The sequence below is a fragment of the Acetobacter farinalis genome, from assembly GCF_011516935.1.
Classification (GTDB): Bacteria; Pseudomonadota; Alphaproteobacteria; order Acetobacterales; family Acetobacteraceae; genus Acetobacter; species Acetobacter farinalis.
In genome coordinates this window covers 1-4,080 of sequence record NZ_WOTF01000047.1, presented here as the reverse complement: position 1 = coordinate 4,080, position 4,080 = coordinate 1, and the positions used below count along the sequence as shown (strand labels likewise).

3 protein-coding genes and 1 pseudogene are annotated in these 4,080 nt (G+C 56.6%); 2 read left to right on the top strand and 2 right to left on the bottom strand.

Features of this window, described 5'->3' with window-relative positions:
• Nucleotides 1–106 precede the first annotated feature (106 nt).
• Nucleotides 107–646: pseudogene (locus tag GOB82_RS12990) on the bottom strand (SDR family NAD(P)-dependent oxidoreductase); the annotation flags it as partial.
• 212 nt (nucleotides 647–858) lie between these two features.
• A complete protein-coding gene (locus tag GOB82_RS12985; RefSeq protein WP_166123733.1) occupies nucleotides 859–1,494 on the bottom strand; it encodes a TetR/AcrR family transcriptional regulator in 636 nt (211 codons plus the stop codon).
• 115 nt (nucleotides 1,495–1,609) lie between these two features.
• On the opposite strand from GOB82_RS12985, the gene GOB82_RS12980 reads away from it, so the two are divergent.
• The gene (locus tag GOB82_RS12980) at nucleotides 1,610–2,815 is read left to right on the top strand and encodes an MFS transporter (RefSeq protein ID WP_166123731.1); all 1,206 of its coding nucleotides are present in this window, start codon (nucleotides 1,610–1,612) and stop codon (nucleotides 2,813–2,815) included.
• A gap of 218 nt (nucleotides 2,816–3,033) precedes the next feature.
• Nucleotides 3,034–3,930 (top strand): class A beta-lactamase, encoded by an 897-nt coding sequence (gene bla, locus GOB82_RS12975; protein ID WP_166123729.1) that lies wholly within the window; start codon nucleotides 3,034–3,036, stop codon nucleotides 3,928–3,930.
• Nucleotides 3,931–4,080 lie beyond the last annotated feature (150 nt).

Sequence of the window (4,080 nt, the reverse complement as noted above, 5' to 3'; positions counted from 1 at the left end):
CTTCAACATCAAAGAAACCAGTCTGCTTCATGATCCATGCCCCCAATCAACTCAAGGGAAATGGAATCACAGAGCAGCTCTCAAAACCAGGGGGTTTTTCGAACCCTCCACGTGCGCCCAGTTCCTTGGCCATGTAGAGAGAAACCACTTCCGTGGCGGCTTTCATGGCGGCATAGGGCGCGTGGTCTGGCAGATAGAAGCGCGTGGCGGCCGAGGTAATATTGAGAATACGTCCGCCATCACGGATTATCGGCAGAAGGGCCACGCTCAGCAGATACGGTCCCTTGAAATGGATGGCATACTGGTTGTCCAGTTGTTCCGGCGTGGTATCCTCAAAGCGCGTATGCACGATATTGCCTGCATTCTGCACAACATAATCCAATGAAGACTGTCCGAAAGACTTTTCCAGCACATCCTTCACCTGCGCTGTGAAGGCTGGAATGGAAGTATGCTCCGAAATATCGAGCTTCAGCATGTGAAGTTTCACATCCTCTCCACTCAGAGCGACCTCGGCAGCCTCTGCTTCCGCCTGATTGGAATGATAGGTTCCAATCACGCTAACACCTGATTTTATAAGAAATTTTGCAATACTGTATCCAATCCCGCGATTAGCACCCGTGACAAGGGCGATGGTCTTTTGAGTCATGGCCAATTTCCTTTAACGGAGAGACCGCATGGCGCACCGGAGAAAGGGCAGAAGCAGAAGAAGAGCTTCAAAAATCATCAGACCGTCGCCAGACAGGCTACTTCAAGACCATTCGATGCATAAATAGCGCAGCGCCACCCGTCAATCACTTATGGATTGATTGATACGGATTTTACTGCCGCAATACCCGTGCGTACTGCACGAAAAGCCGTTTATCCGCCGCCATGGCCAGACCCAGAGAGCACCATGCTTTGGCTGTCCCAAAGCCGCATAAGGCTCTCAATCGCAGCTTCCAGCTTTTCCGCGCTACCTCCATCCCGGGCTTCACAGGCCATCCCGTGCAGAAACGCCGTGAAAACCGCCGGCAGGGTTTCAGTAAGAGGTGTGTCGGCAAGCGCGCCCTGTGCAATGGCGCGATTCACACAGGCGCTGATGCCGCTGCGGGTGCGCGCACGCTCGGCTGCCAGCAAATACTGGACAGAGTGATTTTCAGGAGAACAGTTGCTGGCCCCCAGCACAATCAGGCAACCGGTGGGGTGTGCATGGCCTGTCTGCATCCGTGCAGAACCCCGCAAGGTCTGTTCAATGGCCTCTCGGGGGGAGAGGGTTTCATCCCACAAAGGGGCCATCACCTGACCATAGGTTTCCAGATAGCGCTGCACGATTTCCCGAAACAAGGCTTCTTTCGAACCAAAAGCCGCATAGAAACTTGCGGGAGAAATATTTCCCATGCACGCTTTGAGCTGGCTCAGGGATGTAGGTTCGTATCCCTGCGCCCAGAAGAGCGCCATGGCGGCATCAAGCGCTTTGTCCCGGTCAAATTCGCGAGGCCGTCCTGTCCGCGCCATAGCGTGTCACTCCGTGTCTGAAGGAACTTCCATAATACTCAGTCCAGAAATTCATTGCCACCCTTTCCGAGCGCTCATACATTGAGACTGATCATTCCATATATATGAGTTCCTGATGACCCACCCCGCCGCATCATCATTCACACGCACAGATGATCCCCTCCCCGTTGCCGGCCTCCTTGCCCTCGCCATGACCGGCTTCCTGTGTATCATGACCGAAACCCTTCCCGCCGGGCTGCTGCTCCCCGAAATCGGCGCCGGGCTGCATGTCTCAGCCGCTTATGTGGGGCAGATGGTAACAGCCTACGCTGTCGGCTCTCTGAGTGCAGCACTCCCCCTCACACTTGCCACCCACCACTGGCGGCGGCGCGCCGTGCTGTTACTGGCGATTGCCGGTTTTCTGGTGTTCAACGCCATCACCGCTCTTTCTCCCAATTATTGGCTCACCCTTGCCGCCCGCTATTGCGCGGGGGCTGCCGCTGGCCTCGCGTGGGCGCTGCTGGCCGGATATGCGCGCCGGATGGTGACACGCGCCCAGCAAGGGCGCGCCCTGGCCATTGCCATGGTAGGGACGCCTATAGCGTTGTCCCTTGGTGTTCCGGCAGGCACATGGCTTGGCGCAGCCTTGGGATGGCGGCTGGCTTTCGGGGCGATGTCAGCCTTCACGGCACTGCTGATCGGGTGGGTTCTTGCAACCGTCCCGGATTTTCCGGGGACGACACACGCACAACGCCTGCCGTTCCGACATGTGCTCACAACCCCCGGCGTCAGGTCTGTTCTGGGGGTCGTGATCATGTGGATGCTCGCACACAATATTCTCTACACCTATATCGTACCCTTCCTCAGCCTCTCTGGAATGGTGAAACAGGTGGATCTTGTCCTGCTGGTTTTCGGTATTGCTGCTCTGGCGGGAATTGGCATGACCGGCCAACTGGTGGACCACGCCCTGCGTGCCTCCGTTCTGCTCAGTCTGGCAGTCTTTGCTGCCGTGTGCTGCATTTTTGCAGTTGGAGCCGCCTCCCCCGTTATCATATGGACAGGCGTGGCCGTCTGGGGGCTGACATTTGGTGGCGCAGCAACCTTGTTGCAGACCGCACTGGCAGACGCAGCAGGGGAAGGTGCCGATGTGGCTCTTTCAATGAATGTCGTGGCATGGAACAGCGCGATTGCCGGGGGTGGCCTGCTGGGAGGCATGCTGCTTGATACATGGGGAGTCGCCTCTTTCCCCTGCGCCATGATGGTTCTCCTCGTCGGCGCTTTCGCTCTTGCTTGGCAGGCCCGCCCGCACGGGTTTCGGGCCGGGCATCGTCTGCACGGGTAGTATCCACAGATTTTGTCATGGCACTCTCTCCGACAAAATCGAGGAAAACAGGGACTTTGACTGCTGCACACATCTTTGCCATGCAATCAGACCTCAGACGAAAAATGCCATTCCACTGCTACCTGTTTGGCGAACACAGTTTCCACCAGAAGGACTGACCGCCACACCCTTTCTCACCGGGATGGTGCACTTCAAAAATATACGATAGTGAAAAGATCATGATGAACCGTCGTGATTTCGGTCTGAGCTTTGGCGCAAGCGTACTCCTGTCCCGCCGTGCCCGCGCGGGAGTATCACTGCCCACCCCTGTTGCGCGCCTTCGTGCCTTGGAACAGGCAACAGGCGGCAGATTGGGAGCGTTTGTTCTGGATACCGGCAGCGGGCACAGTTTCGGTTGGCGCTTTGACGAACGTTTCTGCCATTGCTCGACGTTCAAATTGTCTCTGGCTGCTATGGCTCTGCGTGCAAGTGATGCTGGACATCTCGATTTGATGGAGCCTCTCCCTTTCAGCAAGGAAGACATTATCGCCTATTCGCCTGTTGTCGAAAAAAACCTCGCCAGGGGCAGTTTGCCTATTCTGAAACTTGCAGAAGCCGTGCAGATCACGAGTGACAATGCCGCAGCGAACGTACTGATGCGTCGGCTTGGTGGCCCTGCCGCGGTGACACGATTCTGGCGCGAGATCGGGGATAAGACGAGCAGGCTCGACAGCTATGAGCCAGATGTCAATGTGATCCCGCCCGGCACCGAGAAAAACAGCACAACACCACAAGCCATGGCAGAGACTGTCCGGAAAATCGTACTCGGCGATGTGCTCAGCGCGACCAGCCGCGAGCAGTTACGCGGGTGGATGGCGGCCACGCAAAGCGGGCGCAATCGTATCCGGGCGGGAATACCTGACAGTTGGCGTGGGCTCGACAAAACCGGGACAGGCATGCGACCCGGTATTGGGAACAAAACCAATGATCTGGCTGTCCTGCTTCCGCCCGACGACCGCAGCCCGCTGATCGTGATCGGCTATTTTGAGACGCCTGTTTTCTCCGAGAATATACGACCCGAGGATGAATCTGTTCTCAGGACGCTTGGGGAGATTGCTGTGAGGTGGGATGCCTGAGGTGTTTTTAGTGGTGTAAAAACGCAAAAAGCCGCATGAGCGGCTTTTGGGGTGTTGTTTTAATTTATGCTGGAATTGGTTGCGGGGACAGGATTTGAACCTGTGACCTTCAGGTTATGAGCCTGACGAGCTACCGGGCTGCTCCACCCC